Genomic DNA, 23,678 nt, shown 5'->3' with positions numbered 1-23,678 from the left:
CGCGATCCCGGCATCCCGGCACGCCCGGGCGACGCGGACAGCGATTTCGCCACGGTTGGCGATGAGCACCTTGCGCATGAACTGCCTTTCCTGAATCCCCTCATGCGCGCACCACGACATCTCCGCAGGAACCTTCTGACCAAGCCCTGGGGACAGCGCACCGGATCTTGTTCTCAAGGTTCTTCGACCGCGAACTCGCGTTCAACAGATGCCGTTCAAGAAGACCGTCAGGTTTCACAAACCGTGCCCGGCACCATCCGTGGTTGGTCAAGCGAATGTCATGTTTCAGTCGAACAGGGGCCGCGCCGCCCCGGCCCGCACACGCAAACGGCCGGGCCGCGGATCCTGAGGGATCCACGGCCCGGCCGGGTAGGCAGCAGTTGATTCGGTTGTAGGCCACGGTAGGTCATAGAATCCCCCACATGAGTGAACGGGATGAGGATTGGATCTCTGCGGGTAGGGCTGCAAAGCGGCTGGGGGTGTCCACGCGGACGCTGCGGCGCTACACCCTCGAAGGCGTGTTGGAGGATCGGCGTTCGCCGGGCGGCCGCCGGATCTTCCGTGTCGGCGATCTGGACACGCTCTCGCGCCGCCGCGGCTCCCCGACGCTGCCAGATATTGGCGGCGTAGTGCTGTACGGGCGTGTCTCCTCGCACCGGCAGCGGCAAGAGGGAGACCTCGACCGGCAGATGGTGCGGCTGCGCCAGGCGGCCGGCGACCGGATCGTGGCCGGGGAGTTCACCGACGTGGCGTCGGGGCTCTCCGACAAGCGCAAGGGCCTTCGGCGTGCTCTGCGGGCCTGTCAGGCCGAGTCGGTGACCACGCTCCTGGTGACGCATGAGGAACGGCTCGCCCGGTTCGGAACCGCCATGCTGGCCGAGGTGGTGTTGCCGTCGTGGGGCTGCCGCCTGGAGATCACTGGCGGCGATGACGAGCTGGAGTCCGCCGAGGACGGCGATCTCGTGCGGGACATGCTCGCGGTCGTCACCTCGTTCTCCGGCCGGCTGTACGGTGCCCGGTCGGCGAAGGCGAGGGCGTTGACCAGGGCGGTCAAGTCGACCGTCAGTGAAGGGGATTTGTAGGTCATTGCTGGTCATGTATAGGCTCAGGCTTGAATGTTGGGAAGCTGAGCCGGAAGGGGGCTTTGATCGTGGCGAAGTGCCGCAAGAAGCGTGAACTGCGCACGATCGCCGCTCCTTTCACCGTCACCGCCCCGACCGGTGCCCGTATCCGGGACCGCCTCCGCGTCACCACCGAAGAGGCCGAAGTGCTGCGCCAGGTCGGCGAGCACCTCGGCCACTACCAGCGAGCCGACCTGGCCGAGCGCGTCGCGCTGGGACGGGTGAAGGTCAAGGACAACCAGCGTGCTGCCCGGAAGAAGACGCTCACCGCGGTGTCGTCCTCCCGCTGGGCCGGGGCCATGACCCGCGCCGGCGAAGACCAGTACCAGCTCTCGCTGCGTTGCCTGTTCGACGAGCGCGCCAGCCTGCGCCGGGCCGTACGGGCCATTGAGCGCCGACTCGCAGTGCCGTGCGGGCAGCGCAAAGGAAAGACCCGCGGCTACCCGGACCAGGCCGAGCGCGCCCAGAAGCAGCGCCGTCTCCAGGTCCTCGAATCCCGGCTCGTAGACGTCGAGGACCGTATCGAGAACGGTCGCCCGGCGATTGTGGTCGGTGGCCGACACCTGGCGAAGATCCGGCACAACCTCGATAAGGCGGGGCTGACCGAGACCGAGTGGCGGCAGCGGTGGGAGGCCGAGCGGCTGTTCCTGACCGCTGATGGCGAGTCCGGCGCACCGCACGGGAACTACACGATCACCGTCCACCCGGAAACGGGCGAGGTCGCGATCGTGCTGCCGGAGCCGCTGCGGCACCTGGCGAACGCGCCCCGCGGCCGGTACAAGCTGGGCTGCACCGTCACCTTCTCCCATCGCCGCCAGGAGTGGCTCGACCGGGCCACCGCACACCGATCCGTTCGGTACGACATCCGCCTCGACCCGGATCGCGGGCGCTGGTACCTCGATGCGTCCTGGTCGGCCGACACCGCAGTCCTCCCGAGCCCGGAAGAGATCGGGGCCTTCGGCGAACGACTCCTCGGGGTCGACCTGAACGCCGACCACCTGGCCGCCTACGTCCTCGACTCCTGCGGTAACCCTGTCGGACAGCCGATCACCGTCCCCATCGCGATCAGCGGCCCCAGCAGCACACGAGACGGGCGCCTGCGCGCCGCGATCACCGAACTCATCCGCATTGCGAAGCAGCATCACTGCGCGGGCATCGCGATCGAGAACCTCGGCTTCGACGACGCACGGGCCACCGGGCGGGAGACCATGGGCCGCGGCGGCCGGGGAAAGACGTTCCGTCGAGCCGTCGCCGGTATCCCCACTGCGAAGTTCCGCGAGCGCCTGCGCTCGATGGCCTTCCACGCCGGACTCGTCGTCATCGCCGTCGATCCGGCATACACCAGCATCTGGGGCGAGCGGTACTGGAAAGCCCCACTCCAGCAGCAGACCAAGACCACCGTCACCAGGCATCACGGTGCCTCGGTGGCGATCGCCAGGCGTGGCCTGGGACACCGAATCCGGCGTCGGGCAGGTGTGACCGCCGCTCACCAGAGGATGAGCGAGCGGAGAGCTACCGCCCAGACCGTATTCGTTCCCAGGCCACGCGGGACCGCGAGCCCACCCAGGACAGCGAGCACGCCAAACGGAGGCGGCAAGACTCGACTGGACCAAGGTGACCAACTCGCGCTGTTCCCCGACCCTCAAGACCGTTCGGAGGGTCACCGGACTACCTGTCCGGATTCATGCGATTCGGCCAACACTGGCCAACTCGCATAGGAACGGTCAGCGACGAGCCGGACGACTGCCGAAGCACAGCTCGACGTCGTTCTCGCTGTAGTACGTACGGCCCGCCCCGCGTCGGCGCCGCCACCGCTGCTCGCTCGCCAGCCGGTAGACCGTGCCCACCGGCACCTGCTGGAGCACGGAGATGTCGGCGGCTGTCAGCCAGCGCTCGGTGGCCGGCTCGGCGGCGCGCGTGGCCGCACCCGCCTCCATGGACCGGTTCAGTTCGCTCCACCGGTGGCCGGCCCAGCTGTGCGCCTCGTCGGCGTCACAGCGGATCCTGGGCTCGGCGTGCTCGGCGTGCTCGGCGTGCCGGGGACGGTCGTGCAGGGTCAGGCTGAGCGTTCCCGGACAGTCCGGTTCCGCGCAGGGGCCCACCCGGACCGTCCGGCTGCCGTCGGACCGGGTCACCCGGCGACCGTCCCGTACCAGCTTCGCGATCTCCTCCGTCGCGTCGGCGACGGCGGGATGGGACGCCAGCCAGGAGGCGTGCCGTAACAGGAACGCGCCCGTCGCGGCCACCGTGCGCTCGGGGGCCGGCAGGCCGCGCTCCTGTGCCACAAGTCCGCTCCACGAGCCGAGCGTGGCGAGCATCCGGACGCGCACCTCGGACGCGGCCTCGTTGAAGGGGAGCCCGGGAAGGGTCCCGCCGGACGTCCGTTCGCGCAGACCGTCGGCGACGCCGCCGCCCAGGACGCGCTCACACTCTTCGTACAGCCGGGGAATCTGCTCGATCTCCGCTTCGAACCGGTCCGCGCACCCCCGGCACAGTCGGCTGCCCTCGCTCGTCCGCCGGCGTGCGCGTCCCTCCGCGCGGCCTCGCCGGCAGCCCTCCCCCTGACATGACGTCACTCTGCTTGCTGTCGTGTGGTCTTCCAATGTCTTTCCCCGTTGACGACGTGCGGTGGAACAGGGACCTATCCGTGGCCGAGCCGGAAACCGACACCGCGCACGGTGACGACCCAGCTGCTCGCTCCGAGCTTGTTGCGGAGGGTGCTGACGTGGGTGTCGACGGTCCTGCGGGACCAGGAGTCGCCCCAGACCTGCTGCATGAGCCGCTTGCGCGGGATGACCGTGTCGGGGTTGGACGCGAGCAGGCAGAGCAGGTCGAACTCCTTGCGCGTCATCGCGATCGGCCTCCCGTCCAGGGTGACTTCACGCGATCCCGTGTCGATGAGGAGAGGTCCGTGCTCGATGGTGCTGGGGGCCGGGGCCTGCGGGCGGGCGCGGCGCATGACCGCGTCCATCCTGGCCATCAGCTCCCGGAAGCCGTAGGGCTTGGTGAGATAGTCGTCGGCCCCGGCCTGCAGGCCCAGGACCCGGTCCAGTTCGGAGCCGCGGGCGGTGACCGCGATGATCGGGATGTCGCAGGCGGTACGGATGGTCTGGCAGACCTCGAGGCCGTCCAGGTCCGGCAGTTCGAGGTCCAGCAGGATCAGGTCGGCGTCCCCGTAGGCGTGCAGTGCTTCGCTTCCGCTCGCGATGTTGTCGACCTCGTGGCCGTGCCGGCGCAGACCCCGGGCGAGCGTCTCCGCCTCGTTGTGGTCGCTCTCGACGACGAGAACGCGCCAGGCGGACCGGCCCGGCGCCCCGGACTGGGACCGTCCCCTTTCCTGCTCCGCGGGGTGGGACAGCGCCCCGAGGTTACGAGGGGCGTGTATATGAGGCTCCAACACACACGTGGAAGGCTGGTTCATCTTTTCCCCCTAGCTAGTCAGCTTGAGCCGTCACTCGAGCATCATCGCGAACTTACAAACCGTCGCGCCGGTTTGTCAAAGCTAATACGTTCCGGGTGCGAAGGCGGCAAAGCGAAGTTGAAGAACAGTGCACGACAGGGGGCCGAGGGGGCTTCTCCCGGACCACGCAATGCGGAATTCGACCTTCCATTCACGGCGCGTCCGCCGTGCCCTCGTGGCCCCCGCCGACCGCGCGACCGTCGGCTATCGGAATGCCGGCGAGCATCTCCGCCGGGAAGCCGAATCCGTCGACGAGCGTCATCATGTGCGGCGCCAGATCGGCGAGGACGGCGTCGCGGTTCTTGGGCAGGGACCGCACCTGATCGGCCGTCATCAGCCCTTCCGCCAGCAGGTCCCCGGTGCATTCGGCCAACTGCGCGAGCAGGAACAGGCGGCACAGGGTGCGCAGCAGGAAGCCCGTCGTGGGGTCCACGGCCGCGTCGGCCGCCGCCATGAAGGCGTCGGCCGCCTGCAGTCGCGCATGGGCGGAGACCATCTCCAGAGCGGCCGACGAGGTCTCGTTCCAGCGGGCGAGCGGATCGCCCTTCGGCCCCTCCCGCAGGGCCGTACGGGCTCTGCTCTGCCAGATGCCCTCGGCCTCGGCGAGGAGATCGCGCAGGGCGGCCGGGTCGGCGAGGTCCCGGTCGGGACAGAGCGGCCCGAGGCGCCCCGGCCGGGCGGCCTCGTGCCCGAACACCATCTCGCCGGCGGCCTTCACCCAGATCACCAGGTTGTCGCCCTCGGCGGTGATCCCGCCCTCGATGTTCTGCGCCAGGTCGGCGATGCCGTTGGCGGGGAACAGCCCCTGCGCGCCGCACCGTTCCCGGCACTCGACGGCGATCTCACGGGCCTGCCAGGTGATCCAGCCCTTGGCCACCGCCACCAGGCGCTCCACCTCCTCCCGGTCCTCGGCGGTGTGACCGACCCAGCGGTCCACCACCCTCCGGTGCAGGAAGGTCATGGCGTAGGCGAGGGCGATCCCGTGCAGGAGCCGCCCGTGGTGGCTGCGGTGGGCCGCAAGCGGCACGCGCTCGCCGGGCCTGGCCCCGGCGATGAGCCGGCTGTGGGAGTAGCGCACGGCGATGGCAAGGGCCGCCCTCGACATGCCGAGGGTGCCGGCGCTCATACAGAGCTTGCCCATGGTGACCCGGCCGATGGAGCGCAGGAATCGCTTGCGCCGGTTGCCCAGGGTGCTGCTCAGGGTGCCGTCCGCGGCCAGCCGTCCGTGGTCGCCCTGCAGCAGCGCCGTACGCGGCAGCCGTACGTGCTCGAAGGCGGTCAGGGAGTGGTCGACGGGCGTGCCCGTGCGGTCCGGCAGGCGCTGCACCCGCACCCCCGGCAGATGACCGTTCTCGTCGCTCAGCGGGACGAGGAAGAGGAAGACGCCCTGGTCCTGACCGTCCATCAGCAGCCGGGCGGCCACCGTGGCGCTCTTCGGGCCGCCGGTCAGGCTGGTGTTCGGCATGAACTTGCGCGCCCCGGGGGTCGGGGTGTGCAGGACGAACTCGTCGCTCGCCCGGTCGTACACCGCGACGGTCTGCATCGCGGCCACGTCGTTGCCGTGGTCGAGCTCGGTACAGAGGAACGTTCCTGTGCGCCGGAGGGAGGTGAACGCGGACAGGTCCCGCCGGTCGCCGTCATGGTCGAGGAGGCTGCCGAGGAACAGGTTGTAGTGGATGCTCGCCAGGGTGGTGAGGCCGCCGTCGAGGGGGCCGATCCACTCGTGCAGGGCGGCCAGCCGGCGGGGGTCGGTCACCAGGTCCGCCACTCCGTCGGCGGCGCCGTTGACGAGCCGCAGCCGGTCGTAGGAGAGGGACATCCGCTCACGCGGGGTCAGTCCGGGGCGGTAGCCGAACTCCGTGCGCCCCGCGAGCCCGCGCCAGGGCCGGTGGACCTGATCGCGCAGGCACCGGTCGAAGAGGAGGTGGGTCAGCTCGTCGGTCACGAGGTCGGACCGGCCGCCGGGGTGGGAGTGGCCTCGGGCCGGGGAAGCGGCGGGCTCGTCCGTCGTTCTTCCGCCGGGTATGTCCGCGCCGGACAGGGCATATGCCAGGAAGGTCATCTGCTCTCCAAAAGCGGTGAGTGTGGGGAGATGAGACGATCAAGCCTGCCATAGAAACAAACGGACCAAACGGTTTTTTATTCAAGCTCTTACGCGACGTTCACCCGCGTGTTGCAATAGATGTCGACTGCACGGAGCGGGCAGGGCATCGATCACGCCGAACGGACACCCTCCGCACAGGAAACGGATCACCGACCTGTACCGTTCCCCCAGCAAAAACAGACCGGCCAGATGGTTTTGGCGGTGCGATGCGCCGTCCTCACCCCGACCGGAACGAGAAGTCGGAGGAAGCAGTAGTGAGACAGGAACGAGCCATCCGGACCCGGCAGAAGATCCTGGTCGTGGCGGCCGAGGTGTTCGACGAGCTCGGCTACGAGGCGACGACGATCTCCGACATCCTCAAGCGCTCCGGGCTGACCAAGGGCGCCCTGTACTTCCACTTCACGTCGAAGGAGGAGCTCGCCCAGGCCGTTCTCGCGGCGCAGGCCGAGGCTCTCCCGGAGGTGCCCGTACAGGAGCTGAAGCTCCAGCAGTCGCTGGACGAGGCGCTGTTGCTCGCCCACCTGCTCAGGCAGGACACCGGCGACCCGATCATCCAGGCCGGGGTACGGCTGACCGTGGACCAGGGCACGAGGCTCGACAACCTGCAGCGCCGGGCCACGATGGAGGGATGGATGCGGCACACCCGGTCGCTCCTCGACGAGGCCAAGGCGTGCGGGGAGATGGCGCCGCACGTCGACACCGAGAGCCTGGCCAAACTGTTCGTCGGCGCTTTCACCGGCGTTCAGGTCCTCTCGCGGATCATGACCGGACGGAAGGACATGGCGGAGCGGGTCGTCGATCTCTACCGGCACCTCATGCCGTCCGTCGCGACCCCCAGCGTCCTGGTGCGGCTCGACTTCTCCCCGGACCGGGGCGCCCGGATCTACGCGTCGGCGATGGAGCTGCGTGAGAAGGCGGCCGCGACCACGGCGGATTGACGCCGACCGGGCCGCCGGCCACGGTCGGACCGATGGAACCGTTTCGCCCGAACACCTGTGTAAAAGAACGCAAGGTCTCGAACGAAACGGAGCTCAAGGATGAACGTGGACGCGACTGGCTGCCCCTACGCACTGGACGTCCTGGGCCGTGACCTCGCGGGCGAAGCCGCCGCACTTCGCGAGCGGGGACCGGCCGCGCGGGTCGAACTGCCGGGCGGGGTCACCGCCTGGGCGATCGTCCGGCAGGAGTACGTGAAGCAACTGCTCATGGACCCGAGGGTGTCGAAGAACGCCCGGCAGCACTGGCCGGCCTTCGCCGAGGGGCGCATCACCGAGGAGTGGCCGCTCTACCCGTGGGTGGCGAACGAGAACATGCTGTTCGCCTACGGGGAGGACCACTCCCGGCTGCGGCGGCTGAGCGCGGCGGCGTTCACGGCCCGCCGCACGGAGGCCCTCCGCCCGCGGATCGAGGAGATCGCCACCGGCCTCCTCGACGGCCTGGCGGCCGTACCGGCCGGCGAAGAGGTGGATCTGCGGGCCTCGTTCGCCAAGCTGCTGCCCATGCGGGTCATCTGCGAACTGTTCGGCGTCTCCGAGGAGATGAGCGGGCCGCTCTGCGCCGAACTGGAGAAGGTCTTCGGCACCGCCGTCCCGGCGGTGGAGATGGCCGCGGCGCAGCTCACGGTCTTCGGGATGCTCGCCGAGCTGGTGGCCGCCAAGCGGACGGCGCCGGGCGACGACCTGACGTCTGCGCTGATCGAGGCCAGGGACGACGGCGACCGGCTCACCGAGCAGGAACTGCTGGGCACCCTGTACCTGATGATCGCGGCCGGCCAGGAGACCACGGCAACCCTCATCACCAACGCCGTGGCCGCCCTGTGCGGCCACCCCGAGCAGCTCGCGCACGTCCGCGAGGGGCGCGCGGACTGGGCGGACGTGGTGGGCGAGTCGCTGCGGTTCCACCCGCCCGCCGCGTACTCGCCGATGCGGTTCGCCGTGGAGGACATCAAGCTGGGGAGCGTCCTGATCCGGAAGGGCGATCCGATCCTGGTGTCGTTCGCCGCCGCGGCGACCGACCCCGAGGCGTACGGCGAGGACGTCGAGCGGTTCGAGGTGGAGCGCCCCGGCCGCCGCGACGACCTGGGCTTCGGCCACGGCGTGCACCGCTGCCTCGGTGCGCCGCTGGCCCGGCTGGAGGCCACGGTGGCGCTCTCGGCGCTCTTCACCCGCTTCCCGGAGCTCGCGCTCGCCGTTCCGCTGGAGGACGTCGAGCCGGTGCCGTCGTTCATCGTCAACGGCTACGGGGCGCTGCCGGTCCGGCTGGGGCCGGCCGTGAACTGACGCCGGGCGGGCGGAGGCCGCGGACGGAGGGGGCAGCCTCCGCCCGCGGCCTCCGTACGGCCTTACGTAACGAAAAACAGCCATCGAAGCCGATATCTGACAGTTCTCTCACTCAGCTGGATAAAAAACCGTCTTGCTGGTTTTATAGTCTCCAAAGGTAGAGCCCGCTGCGACTGGAGCCACCGGTGACCAATGACGTACGGGCGGCCCGCACCCGTGACGCCCTGATTCGCTCGGCAGCCGTTCTGTTCGACCAGTGCGGGTACGCCGAGGCCAGTCTCTCCCGTATCAGCGCGGGCGCCGGCGTCAGTCCGGGCGCCCTGCACTTCCACTTCACCAACAAGGCCGCCATCGCCCGCGCCGTCGAGGCCCGGGCCGCCCGCCTCCTGCACCGCACGGCGCGGGTGACCCTCCGCGAGGCGACCGACCCGCTGCGGGCGCTCACCGACAGCTCGCTCGCCTTCGCCCGGCTGATGAACCGGGACGTCGTCGTCCGGGCCGGTTTCCAGCTCAGCTGCGAGAACGCCCACGGCAACCTCCGGGACCTGCGCCGTCAATGGTGGGGTTACGTCCAGTACTTGCTGAACCGGGCGGCCGAGCGGGGCATGCTGGCCGAGGCGGCCGTCCCCGAACGGACGGCGGCGACCGTCGTCGCGGCCACGGTCGGCCTGGAGATCCTGAGCAGGAGCAACAGGGAGTGGCTCTCCAGCACCTCGCTGAGCGGGATATGGCAGGTCCTGCTGCCGTGCGTGGCGGCCCCCCACATCCTGGCGATGACGGTCCCGGCAGTCAGGGACCGCGTGCCGAGCACGCCGGCCCCCTGACGCACCCACCCCGAACACGCCCATCGATCTTCTAGGTTGTCGGTATGTCGCTCATCTCCCGCAAGGCCGCCGAACTGACGGTCGGCGAACTGGCCGAACGCAGTGGGGTGACCACCTCCGCGCTGCGTTTCTACGAGGACCAGGAGCTCATCTTCAGCCGCCGGACCTCGGGGAACCAGCGTCGCTACAGCCGCGACATGCTGCGCCGGGTGGCCTTCGTACGGGCTTCGCAGCGGGTGGGCATCTCGCTGGAGGAGATCCGCGCCGCCCTGAAGCTGCTGCCCGACGAGCGCACGCCGACCCGCGAGGACTGGGCACAGGTCTCGGAGCTGTGGCGGGAGGATCTCAACACCCGTATCAAGCAGTTGCAGGAGCTGAGGGACGACCTCAGCTCCTGCATCGGGTGCGGCTGCCTCTCCCTGGGGCGCTGCGCGCTGGTGAACCCGGGAGACATCCACCGGACGGTGGGCAAGACACCCACCCGGCTCACCGGAGGGTGAAGGCCCGGGGCGTCACCGGAGGGGATGACGCCCCGGGACGGATCCCTACAGCGCCTGGTACGGGCTCTGCGCACGGGCCTCGCGCAGCACGCCGCCCCACCAGCCGAGCTGCCCCAGCATGGCCTTGGCGGCGGCGTCGGACGCGCCGTCGTCGTCCGCCCGGCCGTCCTCGCCGAACAGCTCCCACGCGTTGTGGAAGCTGAGCGCGTCCCGCACGGTCATCCCGTGCAGCTCGCAGATGACCGTGCGCAGGTGCTCGGCGGCCCGTACGCCGCCGGCCTGCCCGCCGTAGGAGACCAGGCCGTACGCCTTCGCCTGCCACTCCTCGCGGAACCAGTCGAGCGCGTTCTTCAGGGACGCGGGGAAGCTGTGGTTGTACTCCGCGGTGACGAACACGAAGGCGTCGGCGGCCGCGAGGCGCTGGGCCAGCGCCGAGTGGTGGACCGCGGTGGCGGCGTCGGGCTCGCCACCGAAGTCGGGCAGAGTCAGCGGAAGCGGCGACTCGGCCAGGTCGACGAGATCCACCTCGAAGCCGCCGTGCCGGCGGGCCTGTTCGGCGAACCACTGGGCAACCAGGGGACCGAACCGGCCCTCGCGGACGCTTCCTATGACCACGGCGAGCCGCAGGGGTGAAGTGGACAAGGTTCTCTCCTCATCAGGGCCAATGGGTTGAGGCTCCAGCCTCGTACTTCAAGTCGTGTTGAAGTCAAGGCTGTTCAGGGCGGTAGCAAGCGGGAAGGCGGCCGTGCGGCCGGGTGTCGAACCCGGCCGCACGACCGCCTCCTGTTGCGCCGCGTCCGGCGGCTCCGCGTCAGTCGCGCCCCCCGGCCGTCGCCGGGGCCGGCTCGCCCGGAGCGCCCTCCGTCTCCCCGTGCCCCGACCCGCCGAGGTTCCGCAGGACGGTCAGGGTGACCAGGGCGCCGACGGCCACCAGTACGGCGCAGATCGTGGCGGCCGTCTGCAAGCCCTGGGTGAAGGCCGCGCGCGTCACGTCGAGCATGGCCTCGCCGGTCGCCCCGGACAGCTCCTTGGCCGCGTGCACGGCGCCACCGAGCGTGTCCTGCGCGGCGCGGACGGCGTCGGCGGGCACGTCCTTCGGGAGCTCCCCGTCCACCTGACCGCGGTATACGGCGGTGCCGATGCTGCCGATGGCCGCGACACCGAGCCCGAGCGCGAACTCCTGGATGGTCTCGGCCACGCTCGACGCCGCGCCCGCCCGCTCGGGCGGCGCCGAACCGACCGCCAGCTCGATGCCCAGGATCATCACCGGGGCGACACCGAACGACATCAGGAACACCCCGGCGACGAACAGCCCGATCGGGGAGTCGGTCTCCATCTGGGAGAGCAGCAGGAAGGCGGCGCACGAGACCAGCAGCCCGCCTCCCATGACGACCGGCTGGCGGACCTTCCGGATGACCTGCGCGGTCGTCGCCGCGCCCACGACGACACCGAGGGCCATCGGCATCATCCACAGTCCGGCCCGCAGCGGCGAGAGGCCGCGCACCAGCTGGAGGTACTGCGCGACGAAGAAGAGCGTGCCCGACATCACCAGGACGGCGAGCCCCATGATGCTCAGCGCCGGGCCGAACCGCGGGGTGGCGAAGAGGCCGAGGTCGAGCAGCGGATCGGCCAGGCGCTTCTGCCGGTGGACGAAGAGCGCGCCGACCGCCAGGCCGCCCACGATCGACAGGACGCTGACGAGGCTCAGGCCGTGCGTGGCGATGTCCTTCATCCCGTAGATGACCGCCAGTACGGCGACCACCGACATCGCGGCGCTGAGCAGGTCCGCCCGGCCCGCGTCGGGGTTGCGGTGCTCGGGCAGCAGGATCGGTCCTGCCACCAGCAGGAGCAGCATCACGGGAATGCCGATGAGGAAGACCGAACCCCACCAGAAGTGCGCCAGGAGCGCGCCACCGGCCAGCGGGCCGAGCACGCTTCCGGCCGAGAAGCAGACGGTCCACACGCCGATGGCGGCGGTGCGCTGCTTGGGGTCGTGGAACATGTTGCGCAGCAGCGCCAGGGTGCTGGGCGCGAGCGTCGCACCGGCGATGCCGAGCAGGGCGCGGGTGGCGATCAGCATCTCGGAGCTGGTGGAGAAGGCCGCGAGCGCGGAGGCCGCGCCGAAGGCGGCGGCTCCGATCAGCAGCAGGCGGCGGCGTCCGATCCGGTCACCGAGGGTTCCCATCATGACCAGGAAGCCGGCCATCAGGAATCCGTAGATGTCCATGATCCAGAGCAGCTCGGCGCCGCTCGGCCGGAGATCCGCGCTCAGATGCGGAACCGCCAGGTACAGGACGCTCAGGTCCATGGACAGGAGCAAGGTGGGCAGGGCGAGGACGGCCAGTCCGATCCACTCCCGCCTGCCCGCGGTGGGAGGAGCATCTGTGGTCACGGAAGATCCCATCTCTGTGGCTGTACGGTGTGCCGGCTCGGGCGCCGCGGGTGCGCGGACGCCGCGCGTGCCTACGCGGTCTCGGAGCCCGTGGTGGAGAGCGGGGCGGTGAGGCCGCCGTGCGGGCGGCAGCGCCGGCCGGGACCGTGCGTCAGGCCGGTGAACTCCTCGACCTGCTGCCACTCGGGGGTCTGCGCCGGGTTCTCCAGGAACTTGCGGTGCGACTCCTCGTCCAGCCACTCGGAGTAGTTGAGGACGTCCGTGCCGTCGAGGCTGAGGAGGAAGTGCCGGGAGATGCTGCCGGGGGTCGGCTCGGGCTGGGTGGCGTCGGCGTGGCAGATGGCGTCCGACCAGGCGCGCGCGGTCGCCGCCTCCTCGAAGGCGAACGTGGTGATCACGACGCAGGAGGGGACGTTCCGCGCGTCCGTGACGCTGCTGCGGTGCAGCCGGCAGACGAAGGGCTCCGAGCGCTCGGCGTCGCCGGCGGCGGCCGCGATCTCCCGGTCCAGGCCGGCCCGCCCCGCGTCGGCGGCGGCGCCGTCGTACGCGCGCAGCTCCCGCTCACCCGTCCACTGCTCGTAGCTGAGGACCGTGTCGCCGTTGGTGCTGACGAAGCAGTTGACCGCGAGCAGCCCCTCGGGCCAGGGCGCGCGGGCCCAGGCGGCGAGGGTGGCGTCGGCCAGCGACTGCTGCGCCTCGGGGGTGGTGGTCACCCAGCGGTTCAGCACGGCGATGCCGGAGTCGGCGCGGTCGATCACGGGCAGGGAGATGCGGGGTGTGCTCATGGGTCTCCTCCTGGAGTCGGTGGTCACAGGTGGGGCGCCACAGCACCGGCGGGTCGGCGCGAGCCGGGTACCGGCCGGCGTGCTGCCGCCCGGCCATCAGGCTCACACTTCAAGTCGCCTTGAAGTCAAGAGCGTTCCGCACGACGCCGGGGGCGGGGGCATGGGCCCCCGCCCCCGGCGTCGTGCGTGCGGTCAGGCGCAGGCGACGCGCGTCCCGGTCATCGTGATGGTGCTGGGACCGCCCACGGTGCCGTCGTCGTAGTGGCGGTACGTCTGCCCCTGGGCGGAGAAGGCGCTGTACGAGGAGAGCTTGCCGTCGAGCGAGGAGCGGGCCTCTCCGGGCGGCCCGCCCGGGAGCGGGTGGCTCAGCGTGAAGGTGAACGCACCGCCGCGCTGGGACGCCCAGGTGCCGGCGCCGGTGAAGTACGGGTCGCCGTTCTCGTCGCGCGGTCCGGTCAGCTTCAGCGTGCGGTCCGCGTTGAACGTGATCTCCACGTCCGCGGCCCCTATGTCGCCCTCGACGGCCTGCGCCTTCCAGCAGCCGGTCGGCGACGCGTAGGACGACGTGCCGGCGGAGGCCGGCTGGGCGACGGCGAGCAGGGTGGCCGCGAGTATGCCGCCCGCCAGGCCGATACCGGTCAAGCGCCTGTTCCGGGTCATGTGAGGTCCCCTTCGTGAGGTTGCTTCGTTCGGTTGCTTTGTCACGCGGTGAGCTGCTCCAGCACGCCGACCACCTCGGACGGCAGCGGGAGCGCCGCCATCTCCTGGGCGAGGAGCTGCGACCGCCGGGTGTAGGACGGGTCGTCGAGCAGCTCGCGGCAGGCCGCGCCGATCCGCTCCGCGGTGAGCTCGTGGGGCTTGAGCGAGAGCCCCGCGCCGAAGTCGGCGAGGCGCTCGAGTGAGGCGATGTGCGAGGCGTTGTCCTGCGACTCCGTGACGGACAGCTGGGGCACGCCGAAGTGCAGCGCCGTGAGGCTCGTGACGCCTCCGGAGTGGTGGACGACGAGGTCGCTGGTGGGGGTCACGACGTCGAGCGGGATCCATCCGGCGCGGATGCCGTCCACCTGGTCGCGCAGCTTCGCGGCCAGCTCCTCGGGCGCGGCCACGACGACCTCCACGCCCAGGTCGGAGACCTTCTCGACCATGTCCTTGACGAAGTCGAAGTTGAGGCCGCGGCTGCCGCCGGTCACGACGACCCGGCGCCGCTCGCCGCGGGTGTACATCCACGGCTCCACCTCGCGCTGCTGGTTGACCGGGGTCCACCGCATCATCTGGGCGGGCAGCGCGTTGTCCGGGCGCAGGCTCGGCGGGCTGATGTCGACGAACAGGGCCGGGTCGGGCAGCCGGTCGAGGCCGAGTTCGGCCAGTTCCGGCCGGAGCTCCTCGGCGGCGCCCGGGTCGATGCCGTCGAAGTCCTTGCCGTCCCAGGCCTGGCGTACGTACGGCACGCCGAGCCGGTGGGCGAGGAGCGGGGCCGCGTAGGTCAGGGTGCCGCCGACGACGAGGTCGGGGCGCCAGTCCTCGGCGAGGCCGAGCAGCGGCTCCATGCTGGCCGCCGCCAGCCGGCCGAACCAGCGGCCGGTGAACAGCCGGCCCTCCACCACGTTGTCGGGCACCGTGACGGCGTTCCCGGCCCGGTCCTTGGTCCGGAAATGCGGGATGGGCGTGGAGGTGACGGAGAACGGCGTCAGGCCCAGCGCCGCGATGTCCGGCAGGACGTTGCGGGGGGCCGCCACGACGACCTGGTGGCCGGCGTTTCGGGCCGCCGTCGCCAGCGGGGTCAGACCGTAGATCGTGGCGGCGCTGCCGGCGCCGAGAAAGAGGATCTTCATCGAGCTGTGAACCTTTCCGGAGGTCCGCGGAGCCCTGTGGGCCCCGGAAGCAAGGGGTGGTGGGCCGCTGGTGGCCTCGGGTCAGCGCGCGTCCTCGACGGCCCGGGAGTGGGCGGCGGCGCCCCCGCTCTCCTCCCAGAAGGCCCGCAGCGCCACTTCGAGGGAGCGGTGCGGCTGCCAGCCCAGGACGGTGCGGGCCGGCTCGGTGTCCACCTGGATCCAGTCGTCGGTGCTCCGGGACGTGGCCGGGGCCTCCTGCTCGACGATGCGCGCGGGGACACCGCTGACCTCGATGAGCCCGTCGACGAGCGAGCGGACGGGGACGGCCTCGCCGCGCCCGATGCCGATGACGTGCCCGGTCGCCGTGGTCCTGGCGGCCGCCAGGACCGCCTCGGCCACGTCCCGTACGTCGATGTAGTCGCGGTGGGCTCGCAGCGGGGCGAGTTCCACGACGGCGCTCTCGCCGCGCGCCGCGGCCTCCCTGAGCCGGGCGCCGACCTGGCCGAGCAGGCTCACGTCGGGCGTGCCGGGCCCGGCGGCGTTGGCGATGCGCAGCACGAGCGCGTCGACCTCGCCGCGGGCACCGGCCGCCAGGACCGCTTCGGTGGCGGCCAGTTTGGCCTGCCCGTACGCGGTGGCCGGCGGCGAGCCGTACTCGAGCACCGAGCCGAGCTGGACGAGCCGGGGGCGCCGGGAGGTCAGGGCCAGCGCGTCGAGGAGCCGGCGGGTGGGGGCGGTGCAGCGCTCGGCCATCTCCTCGGGCGGGGCGCCCCAGATGGAGCCGATGGAGTTGACCACGACGTCGATCCGCTCGTCCTCAAGGAGCCGTGCGGTCTCCTCGGCGGGCGTGCGCGCCAGGTCGAACGAGACGAACCGGTGGGCGGCGAGCCCTTCCACGGGGGTCCGCGCCACCGCGACGACGCGGTACCCGTCGGCGGCGAACGTCGCGCAGACATGGCGCCCCACGAATCCGGTGGCGCCCAGCACCAGAACCGTCGGCGTACTCTCCTGCGTGCTCACGTGCTGTCTCCCATTGCCGATGAACGCACGAACTCCGGTGCTGAACAAGCTTGTTCAGTACCGGAGTTCGGGTCAAGAACGGCTATTTCAATTCACCGACAAGCAATGTCAAGAACGAGACAGGCGGGTAATTCCTCAGCTGAGGACGAAGCGGTCGGCCTGCGGTCCTTCGAGTCGGCCGGCGGGCAGTTTGCGGCCGAAGGTGAGAAGCAGCAGGTCCTGCGCGCCGCCGGTGAGCGGGGATCCGCTGCCGAACGTCCAGTCGAGGTCGGTGGCGCGCAGCTGGATCCCGTCGAGCTGGGCCCCGAAGAACTTGAAGCCCTTGGGGTCGACGGCGTCCAGAAGGATACGCAGCCGGTCCTCGGGGACCTTGCGGTCGACCTGGGTGGGCACGGTGATGTCGAGTCCGTGGACGACATCGTGTCCGAGCGCCGAGACGAACCCGCCCACGGGCGGCTTCCACGGGTGGTCGGCGTTGTCACGGAGGAAGCCGACGAGCTCCTCGGTGGAGAAGTCGGCCGCGTCCTTACGGGCGCAGCGGTCGGTCATCCGGTTGAGGCTGCCGCCCGCCCTGACCAGTTCCGCCGCGACCTTGGGAAGGGAGTAACGGAAACCCAGGGACATATGGGCGACGACCTCGCGGACCCGCCAGCCCGTGCAGAGCGTCGGTTCGTCCCAGGTACTCGCGGGCAGTCCCGCCAGAACGTCCGCGAGTTCTCGACGCTCGGCCGCAATCGCCGCACGCACGACTGATTTTGGATGCAGGTGTCCCGTGTTACCCATGATTTCAACCTAATCGAGCGGCGGGCGGGAGTCCAAGAAATCCGCCTGCTCGCGGTATAAGCATTCTCTATACGGGCTGGATCCGGCGGGCGAATACGCGCCAGATCCACACCTGGGCCAGCGCGATCAGCAGCAGTACGGGGAGCGCGGTCATCGCGAGCAGGTCGAGCGAGGCGGAGTCCGCGATGGCCCCGGACAGTTCCAGCTCGCCGGCGCCCGAGCGGGTGGGCAGCACGGTGGCGCCGTGCGTCACGCCCACCATGACGGGCAGGGCGAGGAACGGCGCGATGCCGCACAGCAGCGCGGGCACGGTCCGGCCGCTCCCCTGGAGGAAACGGGAGCCGAGCACGGCGACGGCCGCCACGGCCGCGACGACGGCCACCGCCACCGGGGCCTCGGTGTCGACGGCGCCCACGAGGGCGGTGAGCGCGAGCAGCGCGATCAGGACCGGGGTGAGGAGCCGGTTCAGCCGGCCGATCCCGGCCCCGGGCGCACCGTCCGCCGGCAGGGCGCCGGCACGGTCCGCGAAGAGGGCGCCCTGGCGCAGGCTGCCCACGACGGTCACGGCCGCGCAGAGCAGGGCGAAGGGGTGCAGCAGGTCGGTGGCGGCGGCCACCGGCTGTCCGTTGCCGTTGGTGGAGAGCCCTCGCACCAGGGCGCCCAGGACGGCGCCCCAACCGGCCGCCAGGAGCAGGCTGGTGACCGGCAGCACGATGTCCCAGGCCCGCCGCCAGCCGGCACCCGGGTGCGCGCCGCGGAACCACAGGGCGGCGTCGCGCAGGAACCAGGCCGTCAGGAGGCCGACGATCGGCAGCCGCAGCGCGTACAGCAACTCCCCCTCCAGCAGCGGCAGGGCGCCGAACAGCAGTCCGGCGAAGGCGACCAGCCACACCTCGTTCGCGAGGAAGAGCGGTACGACGGTACGGCGCAGGCGCCCCCGGTCGGCCTCCTCACCGGCGAACGGCAGCAGCATCCCCACGCCGAAGTCGATGCTCTCCAGGGCCAGATAGCCAGCGAGGAGCAGCCCGACCAGGGCGTACCAGAAGACATCCACGGTTGATTCCCGTCAGGTGTGCGTGCGTACGGAGGGGACGGTCAGTAGGAGTGGGGCACCTCGGCCCGGGACGGGGCCTCGGCATCGGCCCCCGGCTTCCCGTTCCGGGGCGACCCGTCGGGGAACAGGTCCCCGTCACCGAGCAGTCCGGCGTCCGGTCCCTGGCGCGCGTAGTGCGAGATCAGCGACCAGTTGACGACGGCGAGGGTGCCGAGCACGAGCGTGAAGGCGACGAGCGAGGCGAGCATGCCCCCCGCGGAGACGTCTCCGACGGCGTCGCGGACGGTCAGTTCGCCGGTGACCATCCAGGGCTGGCGGCCGATCTCGCGGCTGAGCCAGCCGCAGATCATCGCGATCACGCCGAGGGGCAGCATGATGATCGGCAGCCGCATCCGGAAGCGCCGGGGGGAGAGCGGCGCGTCGGGGGCCTTGCCGCGGGCGGCCGTGGCGGGGAGCCAGGCCAGGACGACGAGCAGCAGGCCGAGGACGACCATCAGGAGGGAGGCCACGCCCACCCAGGCGGGCGGCATCCAGTCACCGGCTCCGTAGGCGGCCTCCGCGTCCGCCCGGACCTTGTCGAGTTCCGCGCCGCTGACGCCGTTGAGCACGGCGAACTTCTCCGGCTGGTAGCCGTTGAGCGTCTCCAGCTGCACCACGCCCGCGACGGCCGTGACGAGCGCGCCGATGCCCGCGAGGAGCGAGCCCTGGACCAGGGTGGGCCGGAAGAACGTGATGTCGCGGTCGTGGCGCAGGTGGAAGGAGCTGACGGCGCACATGAACAGTCCGGCGAGCAGGGCGACGACGCCGGCGATGTGCAGCACCGCGAACCAGGTCGCCCCGTTGGTGAGGATGGCGCCCCAGTCGGTGACGTACGCCGTGCCGTCGCGCATCTCGTAGCCGACCGGCTTCTGCATGAAGCCGTTCACCACCATGATCCAGAAGGTGGAGAGATACGCGGTGATGGCGACGCCCCAGATCAGTGCGAGGTGCACGCGGGAGGAGACCCGGTCGAAGCCGAACGCCCACAGACCCAGGAAGGTCGATTCCAGGAAGAACGCGACGATGGTCTCGATGGCCAGCGGAGCACCGACGACATTGCCCATGATGTGGGAGAGGCCGGTCCAGTTGAGCCCGAACTGGAACTCCTGGGTGAGGCCGCTGATGATGCCGAGCGCGTAGTTGATGACGTAGAGCCCGCCCCAGAAGCGCACGCGGCGCATCCGTTCGGTGCGCAGCGCCGGGTCCTTGGTGCGGGTCGCCCGCGTCTGCATGACGGCGACGACCGTGACAAGGCCGAGGGTGAGGGCGACGAACAGGAAGTGCAGCGTTGCCGTCACGGCGAACTGGAGTCTGGCTAGGTCAACGACGTCCACGAGGAACTTTCCAGGGGTGGGAGGGGGCGGGGAGCGCGCGGCGGAGCGGCGGCCGGGTCGTGTCCGGCCCTGATCGGCCGGTCCCGGCCTAGGCGAGCATCGTGCGGGCGTGGGAAAGGAGGACACCGGCCGCCGGGCTGATCCGGCCACCGGACCGCCGGACGAGCGCGAGGCCCGCCCGGAGCCGGGGGCCGAGGATCTCGACGGGGTGGAGTTCGTGCGGCCGGGAGCGGACGAACCGCTCGGGCAGGATGGCGACGCCGAGGCCGCGCGCCGCGAGCTGCGCGAGCACCTCGGGGTCGCCGGCCTCGAAGGCGATCCGGGGCTTGACCCCGAAGCTGTCCCAGGCGGCGTCGGCGGCGGTGCGCAGTCCGCTGCCTTCCGGGAGGCACATCAGCGCGTGGTCGTCGATCTCCTCGACCTTGATGGCGTTGGTCCCGGCGAGCGGGTGTTCGTGGCCCACGGCGCCGATCAGCGGCTCGTCGGCGATCACCACGGTCTCGAGGTCGGCCGGCAGCTCGGCGGAGGTCCCGACGATGGCGACGTCGACGCGGCCGGTGCGCACGGCATCGGTGAGCTGGTCGGTGTTGGCCTCGGTGAGCGAGATTTCCACCGCGGGGTACTTCTCGCTGAAGTCCGCGATGAGTTCGGGGAGCCGCAGGGAGAGGGAGGAGGGCACCGAGCCGAGGGTGACCTGGCCGCGGACGAGGCCTGCGAGGTCCTCCACCGCACCCCGCAGGCCGTCGATCGCGGCCAGCGCCGCCCGGGCGTGGGGCAGCGCCGCCGCCCCCGCCTCGGTCACCTGCACCGTACGTCCGCTCCGGTCGAGCAGGTCCTGTCCCAGCTCGCGTTCGAGCCGCCGGACCTGCGCGCTGACACATGGCTGGGTCACGAAAACGCGAGCGGCCGCCTTGGTGAAGTTGGCCTCTTCGACCACCGCGACGAAGTACTCCAACTGGCGCAGCTCCATGATCTCATCGTACCGATGGGACTGTCATGTCCCGTGGAACACAACGTCAATTCGGCAGCCCCAACCGCGTAGTTGGCCAGATTTACGTGTGGGGAGTGTCAGGTCTTCGCAAAGTCAGCGGCCGGCGGTCCGGGCCGCCGGCGCACCGAGCCGGGCGAGGGTCCCGGACTCGTACTGCTCGCGGCAGGAGCGGCGGCGCACCTTGCCGCTCGTGGTCTTCGGCAGCGTCCCGCGGCGGATCAGCACCACGTCGGCCACGTCGATCCGGTGGTTGTCGCGCAGCGCCTCACGCACCGCCTCGGTCACCACCTCCACGCCGGCGTACGTCGCCACCCGGCTGTCGCCCTCGACGACCACGACGACGGACTCCCGCCGGCCGTCGTCCACCGCGAACGCGGCGGCCGACGCGGGGCGGAGCAGCGGGTGGCCGTTCTCGGCCGTGTGCTCCAGGTCCTGCGGATAGTGGTTGCGGCCCTTGACGATGATCAGGTCCTTGAAGCGCCCGGTGACGTACACCTCCCCGTCGTGTACGAAGCCCATGTCGCCGGTGCGCAGGAACGTCCCCTCGTGCTCCTCCCCCACGATGCGCGCCCGGAAGGTCCGTTCGCTCTCCTCCTCGCGCCCGATGTAGCCGGCCGCCACGCACGGGCCGGACGCCCATATCTCGCCGACCTCGTCGGGCCCGACGGCCCGGAGCGTGTACGGGTCCACGATCCGCACGCGCGTGGCGCCGACGGTGTGGCCGCAGCTCATGACCGTGGTGGCGAAGGCCGACGCCTCGGCGCCCCCGGCGAGCGGGACCACCTTGCCGCCGCCCAGCGCGTGGGCGTCCAGGACCAGGGGCGCGGGCTCGGTGTCCGGCGGGCTTCCGCTGATCTTCAGGGTGTACTCGGCGAGGCCGTACCCCGGGCACATCGCCCGCGGGTCGAGCCCGTGCGGTGCGTACCGGGTGACGAACTCGTCCACCGTGTGCGCCCGGACCGGCTCCGCGCCGTTGATCGCCACCCGCCAGCGGGACAGGTCGAGCGGGCCGCGCGGCCCGTCGCCGCGTACGCACAGGTCGTACGCGAAGTTGGGGGCCGCCGCGTGGGTGCCGCCGAACCGGGACAGCGCCTCCAGCCAGCGGCCGGGACGGCGGACGAACGCCTCCGGGCCCATCAGGTACGACGGGCGGCCGGCCCACAGCGGGAGCACGATGCCGAGCAGCAGCCCCATGTCGTGGAAGAACGGCAGCCAGGAGACGACCGACCCGTCCTCCTTGAACGGCCACAGCTCGTCCGTCTCCGAGGCGTTGGCCCAGAAGTTGGCGTGCGTGACCATGACGCCCTTGGGGTTCCCGGTGGAACCGGAGGTGTACTGGAGCAGCGCCACGTCGGAGAGGGCCGGCTCGGGCAGGGCTGTCCCGGCGGCCGGGGCGCGCAGTTCGTCGGTGGCGACGAGCTCCAGGCCGGCCAGCTCCGGCAGCCCGCCGAAGTCGGCGAGCACCTGCTCGCGGACCTCGCGGGTGGTGAGCACCAGCGTGGTGCCGGCGTCGTCGGCGACCGTACGCAGCCGGTGCACGGCCTGCTTACGCGTCGGCACCTGGAGGGGCGCCCCCTTGATGCCCGCCGCGGTGCAGGCGAGCCAAGCCCTGATGAACTCCAGGCCGTTGGGGTACATCAGCACCGCGCTGGTCCGTCCGGCGGCCTGCCCGGCGAGGGCGGCGGCCCGGGCGCGGACGTCGGTGTGCAGCTCGCGGTAGGTGGTCCGCTCGCCGATCTCCTCGCCGTTGCGCAGGTAGACGTAGGCGACGGTGTCGGGGGTCCGTTCGGCGCGCCGGGCCAGGATGACGGGCAGCGGCGCCGGCGCCGACTCGATGATGGGATCAGTACTCATGACCGTCCGTTCGTCAGGGGGCGGCGGGTGTCCTCTGGGCGCCGCTCAGGCGAGGGTGGTGAGGCCGGGCCGGGGCGCGTTGACGAGCGCCGCCATGTTGCCGGGGGGCTGACGGTTCTCGTGCATCATCTGGTGGGCCTCGCCGATCTCCTCGAAGCCGAACGTCCGGGAGAGGCAGGGGTCGATCCGTCCCGAGCCGACCAGGTGGATCATGGCCCGGCACTGGGCCTGGTTGAAGCCGTGCGACCCCTGCAGGCGCTTCTGCCGCATCCACAGGAACCGCAGGTCGACGTCGGCCGCGTAGCCGGAGGTGCCGCCGCAGATGGTGACCATGCCGCCGTTGTCGCACAGGTACATGGAGGTCGGGATGGTGTCCTGGCCGCTGTGCTCCAGCACGATCTTCGGGGCGCGGCGCTCGCCGAGCGCCTCCCAGAACGCCCGGCCGAAGATCCGCACCTGGGCCATCCAGGCGCCGAAAGCGGCCTGGTCGGTGAGGTCGGGCATCCGGCCCCAGTGGTCGAACTCGCGGCGGTTGACGGTGCCGACGGCGCCGAGGTCACGGCAGTACTCCGCGCGCTCCTCGCTGGAGACGACCGCGACGGGCAGTCCGCCCGCGTTGCGGACCAGCTGGATGGCCATGGAGCCGAGGCCGCCCGCGCCACCCCAGACGAGCACCGGGTCGCCGGGCTGGACGGTGTGCGGGGCCCAGCCGAACAGCTGGCGGTAGGCGGTGGCGCCGGTGAGGATGAAGGCGGCCGCGGCCTCCCAGGTGAGGCTCTTCGGCTTGGGGTGGCACTGGTAGTCCCGTACCAGCGCGAACTGGGCGAAGGAGCCGTAGTTGGACTCGTACCCCCAGGCCTGCATGGTGGGCGAGAGGGTCGGGTCGCCGCCGAGCCGGACGTCGGGGGCGGTCTCGTCCCACTGGGCACCGGAGAGCATGACCTCGTCGCCGACGGCGACGCCTGCCACGCCCTCGCCGACGGCGAAGACGATGCCCGCGCCCTCGGAGCCGCCGATGTGGAAGTCCTCCGGCTCGCCGCGCTTCCGGCGGGCCGCGATGACGTCGATGGGGTGACCGAGGCCCGCCCACACGTTGTTGTAGTTGATGCCGGCGGCCATCACCCACACGAGCACCTGGCCGCGGCCCGGCGTGGGCGTGTCGACCACCTCGGTGGCGAAGGCCTTCTGCGGCTCGCCGAAGCGGTCCTGGCGGATGAGGGAGGCGTACATCGTCTCCGGGACGGAACCGAGAGGTGGCATCTCGCCCAGCTCGTAAAGGCTCTTCCCCATGGCTGTTCTCTCCTGT

Annotated in this window: 22 protein-coding genes; 6 read left to right on the top strand and 16 right to left on the bottom strand. The window is 71.1% G+C overall.

Features of this window, described 5'->3' with window-relative positions; all coding sequences use genetic code 11:
• The coding region (locus Q5762_RS24995; protein WP_308435431.1) for a biotin carboxylase N-terminal domain-containing protein at nucleotides 1–78 on the bottom strand (78 nt) is incomplete at its 3' end.
• Nucleotides 79–422: 344 nt separating this feature from the next.
• Between Q5762_RS24995 and Q5762_RS24990 the strand changes: the two genes are divergently transcribed.
• Nucleotides 423–1,082 (top strand): IS607 family transposase, encoded by a 660-nt coding sequence (locus Q5762_RS24990; RefSeq protein WP_315894468.1) that lies wholly within the window; start codon nucleotides 423–425, stop codon nucleotides 1,080–1,082.
• Nucleotides 1,083–1,267: 185 nt separating this feature from the next.
• Nucleotides 1,268–2,839: a hypothetical protein gene (locus Q5762_RS24985; protein WP_315894467.1), complete on the top strand. Its 1,572-nt coding sequence runs from the start codon at nucleotides 1,268–1,270 to the stop codon at nucleotides 2,837–2,839.
• 6 nt (nucleotides 2,840–2,845) lie between these two features.
• On the opposite strand, the gene Q5762_RS24980 is transcribed toward Q5762_RS24985, so the two are convergent.
• From Q5762_RS24980 to Q5762_RS24970, 3 genes are all read right to left on the bottom strand, one after another.
• Nucleotides 2,846–3,697, bottom strand: coding sequence for a hypothetical protein (locus Q5762_RS24980; RefSeq protein WP_315894466.1), 852 nt, complete (start codon nucleotides 3,695–3,697; stop codon nucleotides 2,846–2,848).
• Between the two features lie 65 nt (nucleotides 3,698–3,762).
• A complete protein-coding gene (locus Q5762_RS24975; protein WP_315894465.1) occupies nucleotides 3,763–4,542 on the bottom strand; it encodes a response regulator transcription factor in 780 nt (259 codons plus the stop codon).
• A gap of 190 nt (nucleotides 4,543–4,732) precedes the next feature.
• Nucleotides 4,733–6,643: an acyl-CoA dehydrogenase gene (locus Q5762_RS24970; RefSeq protein WP_315894464.1), complete on the bottom strand. Its 1,911-nt coding sequence runs from the start codon at nucleotides 6,641–6,643 to the stop codon at nucleotides 4,733–4,735.
• A gap of 248 nt (nucleotides 6,644–6,891) precedes the next feature.
• Here Q5762_RS24970 and Q5762_RS24965 point away from each other — a divergent pair, with 248 nt between their 5' ends.
• The 4 genes from Q5762_RS24965 to soxR all read left to right on the top strand — a co-directional run bounded on the left by Q5762_RS24965 (nucleotide 6,892) and on the right by soxR (nucleotide 10,288).
• Nucleotides 6,892–7,623 carry a ScbR family autoregulator-binding transcription factor gene (locus tag Q5762_RS24965; protein WP_315894463.1) on the top strand — a complete coding sequence of 244 codons (732 nt, stop codon included), beginning with the start codon at nucleotides 6,892–6,894 and terminating at the stop codon, nucleotides 7,621–7,623.
• 105 nt (nucleotides 7,624–7,728) lie between these two features.
• The gene (locus tag Q5762_RS24960; RefSeq protein ID WP_315894462.1) at nucleotides 7,729–8,964 is read left to right on the top strand and encodes a cytochrome P450; all 1,236 of its coding nucleotides are present in this window, start codon (nucleotides 7,729–7,731) and stop codon (nucleotides 8,962–8,964) included.
• Between the two features lie 185 nt (nucleotides 8,965–9,149).
• Nucleotides 9,150–9,788, top strand: a complete 639-nt coding sequence (locus Q5762_RS24955; protein WP_315894461.1) for a ScbR family autoregulator-binding transcription factor — start codon at nucleotides 9,150–9,152, stop codon at nucleotides 9,786–9,788.
• Between the two features lie 44 nt (nucleotides 9,789–9,832).
• The gene (gene soxR / locus Q5762_RS24950) at nucleotides 9,833–10,288 is read left to right on the top strand and encodes a redox-sensitive transcriptional activator SoxR (protein ID WP_315894460.1); all 456 of its coding nucleotides are present in this window, start codon (nucleotides 9,833–9,835) and stop codon (nucleotides 10,286–10,288) included.
• A 45-nt stretch (nucleotides 10,289–10,333) separates the two neighbouring features.
• On the opposite strand, the gene Q5762_RS24945 is transcribed toward soxR, so the two are convergent.
• The 12 genes from Q5762_RS24945 to ccrA all read right to left on the bottom strand — a co-directional run bounded on the left by Q5762_RS24945 (nucleotide 10,334) and on the right by ccrA (nucleotide 23,662).
• Nucleotides 10,334–10,930: an NAD(P)H-dependent oxidoreductase gene (locus Q5762_RS24945; protein WP_315894459.1), complete on the bottom strand. Its 597-nt coding sequence runs from the start codon at nucleotides 10,928–10,930 to the stop codon at nucleotides 10,334–10,336.
• Nucleotides 10,931–11,099: 169 nt separating this feature from the next.
• A complete protein-coding gene (locus tag Q5762_RS24940) occupies nucleotides 11,100–12,692 on the bottom strand; it encodes an MFS transporter (protein WP_399495259.1) in 1,593 nt (530 codons plus the stop codon).
• A 59-nt stretch (nucleotides 12,693–12,751) separates the two neighbouring features.
• Nucleotides 12,752–13,465 (bottom strand): antibiotic biosynthesis monooxygenase, encoded by a 714-nt coding sequence (locus tag Q5762_RS24935; protein ID WP_315894457.1) that lies wholly within the window; start codon nucleotides 13,463–13,465, stop codon nucleotides 12,752–12,754.
• A 192-nt stretch (nucleotides 13,466–13,657) separates the two neighbouring features.
• Nucleotides 13,658–14,125, bottom strand: a complete 468-nt coding sequence (locus Q5762_RS24930) for a hypothetical protein (protein WP_315894456.1) — start codon at nucleotides 14,123–14,125, stop codon at nucleotides 13,658–13,660.
• Nucleotides 14,126–14,166: 41 nt separating this feature from the next.
• The gene (locus Q5762_RS24925; protein ID WP_315894455.1) at nucleotides 14,167–15,297 is read right to left on the bottom strand and encodes a glycosyltransferase; all 1,131 of its coding nucleotides are present in this window, start codon (nucleotides 15,295–15,297) and stop codon (nucleotides 14,167–14,169) included.
• Between the two features lie 81 nt (nucleotides 15,298–15,378).
• Nucleotides 15,379–16,317: an NAD(P)-dependent oxidoreductase gene (locus Q5762_RS24920; RefSeq protein ID WP_315894454.1), complete on the bottom strand. Its 939-nt coding sequence runs from the start codon at nucleotides 16,315–16,317 to the stop codon at nucleotides 15,379–15,381.
• A gap of 135 nt (nucleotides 16,318–16,452) precedes the next feature.
• A complete protein-coding gene (locus tag Q5762_RS24915; protein ID WP_315894453.1) occupies nucleotides 16,453–17,100 on the bottom strand; it encodes a maleylpyruvate isomerase family mycothiol-dependent enzyme in 648 nt (215 codons plus the stop codon).
• A gap of 67 nt (nucleotides 17,101–17,167) precedes the next feature.
• Complete coding sequence (locus Q5762_RS24910; protein WP_315894452.1) at nucleotides 17,168–18,154, bottom strand: cytochrome d ubiquinol oxidase subunit II; 987 nt, start codon at nucleotides 18,152–18,154, stop codon at nucleotides 17,168–17,170.
• Nucleotides 18,155–18,195: 41 nt separating this feature from the next.
• Nucleotides 18,196–19,527, bottom strand: a complete 1,332-nt coding sequence (locus tag Q5762_RS24905; RefSeq protein ID WP_315894451.1) for a cytochrome ubiquinol oxidase subunit I — start codon at nucleotides 19,525–19,527, stop codon at nucleotides 18,196–18,198.
• 88 nt (nucleotides 19,528–19,615) lie between these two features.
• The gene (locus Q5762_RS24900; protein ID WP_315894450.1) at nucleotides 19,616–20,497 is read right to left on the bottom strand and encodes a LysR family transcriptional regulator; all 882 of its coding nucleotides are present in this window, start codon (nucleotides 20,495–20,497) and stop codon (nucleotides 19,616–19,618) included.
• Between the two features lie 114 nt (nucleotides 20,498–20,611).
• On the bottom strand, nucleotides 20,612–22,372 hold the full coding sequence (locus Q5762_RS24895; RefSeq protein WP_315894449.1) for a fatty acyl-AMP ligase: 1,761 nt from the start codon (nucleotides 22,370–22,372) through the stop codon (nucleotides 20,612–20,614).
• A gap of 45 nt (nucleotides 22,373–22,417) precedes the next feature.
• On the bottom strand, nucleotides 22,418–23,662 hold the full coding sequence (gene ccrA, locus Q5762_RS24890) for a crotonyl-CoA carboxylase/reductase (RefSeq protein WP_315894448.1): 1,245 nt from the start codon (nucleotides 23,660–23,662) through the stop codon (nucleotides 22,418–22,420).
• Nucleotides 23,663–23,678 lie beyond the last annotated feature (16 nt).

The sequence above is a fragment of the Streptomyces sp. P9(2023) genome (assembly GCF_032436795.1).
In the GTDB taxonomy this organism is placed as follows: domain Bacteria; phylum Actinomycetota; class Actinomycetes; order Streptomycetales; family Streptomycetaceae; genus Streptomyces.
This window is presented reverse-complemented; position numbering and strand designations above follow the sequence as displayed.

What these genes read in the sequence shown, in the direction of transcription:
- Q5762_RS24975 (WP_315894465.1), bottom strand. Translation starts at nt 4,542, where the DNA reads ATGAACCAGCCTTCCACGTGTGTGTTGGAGCCTCATATACACGCCCCT.
- Q5762_RS24935 (WP_315894457.1), bottom strand. Translation starts at nt 13,465, where the DNA reads ATGAGCACACCCCGCATCTCCCTGCCCGTGATCGACCGCGCCGACTCC.
- soxR (WP_315894460.1), top strand. Translation starts at nt 9,833, where the DNA reads ATGTCGCTCATCTCCCGCAAGGCCGCCGAACTGACGGTCGGCGAACTG.
- Q5762_RS24965 (WP_315894463.1), top strand. Translation starts at nt 6,892, where the DNA reads ATGCGCCGTCCTCACCCCGACCGGAACGAGAAGTCGGAGGAAGCAGTA.
- Q5762_RS24915 (WP_315894453.1), bottom strand. Translation starts at nt 17,100, where the DNA reads ATGGGTAACACGGGACACCTGCATCCAAAATCAGTCGTGCGTGCGGCG.
- Q5762_RS24900 (WP_315894450.1), bottom strand. Translation starts at nt 20,497, where the DNA reads ATGGAGCTGCGCCAGTTGGAGTACTTCGTCGCGGTGGTCGAAGAGGCC.
- Q5762_RS24970 (WP_315894464.1), bottom strand. Translation starts at nt 6,643, where the DNA reads ATGACCTTCCTGGCATATGCCCTGTCCGGCGCGGACATACCCGGCGGA.
- Q5762_RS24990 (WP_315894468.1), top strand. Translation starts at nt 423, where the DNA reads ATGAGTGAACGGGATGAGGATTGGATCTCTGCGGGTAGGGCTGCAAAG.
- Q5762_RS24895 (WP_315894449.1), bottom strand. Translation starts at nt 22,372, where the DNA reads ATGAGTACTGATCCCATCATCGAGTCGGCGCCGGCGCCGCTGCCCGTC.
- Q5762_RS24925 (WP_315894455.1), bottom strand. Translation starts at nt 15,297, where the DNA reads ATGAAGATCCTCTTTCTCGGCGCCGGCAGCGCCGCCACGATCTACGGT.
- Q5762_RS24940 (WP_399495259.1), bottom strand. Translation starts at nt 12,692, where the DNA reads ATGGGATCTTCCGTGACCACAGATGCTCCTCCCACCGCGGGCAGGCGG.
- ccrA (WP_315894448.1), bottom strand. Translation starts at nt 23,662, where the DNA reads ATGGGGAAGAGCCTTTACGAGCTGGGCGAGATGCCACCTCTCGGTTCC.
- Q5762_RS24930 (WP_315894456.1), bottom strand. Translation starts at nt 14,125, where the DNA reads ATGACCCGGAACAGGCGCTTGACCGGTATCGGCCTGGCGGGCGGCATA.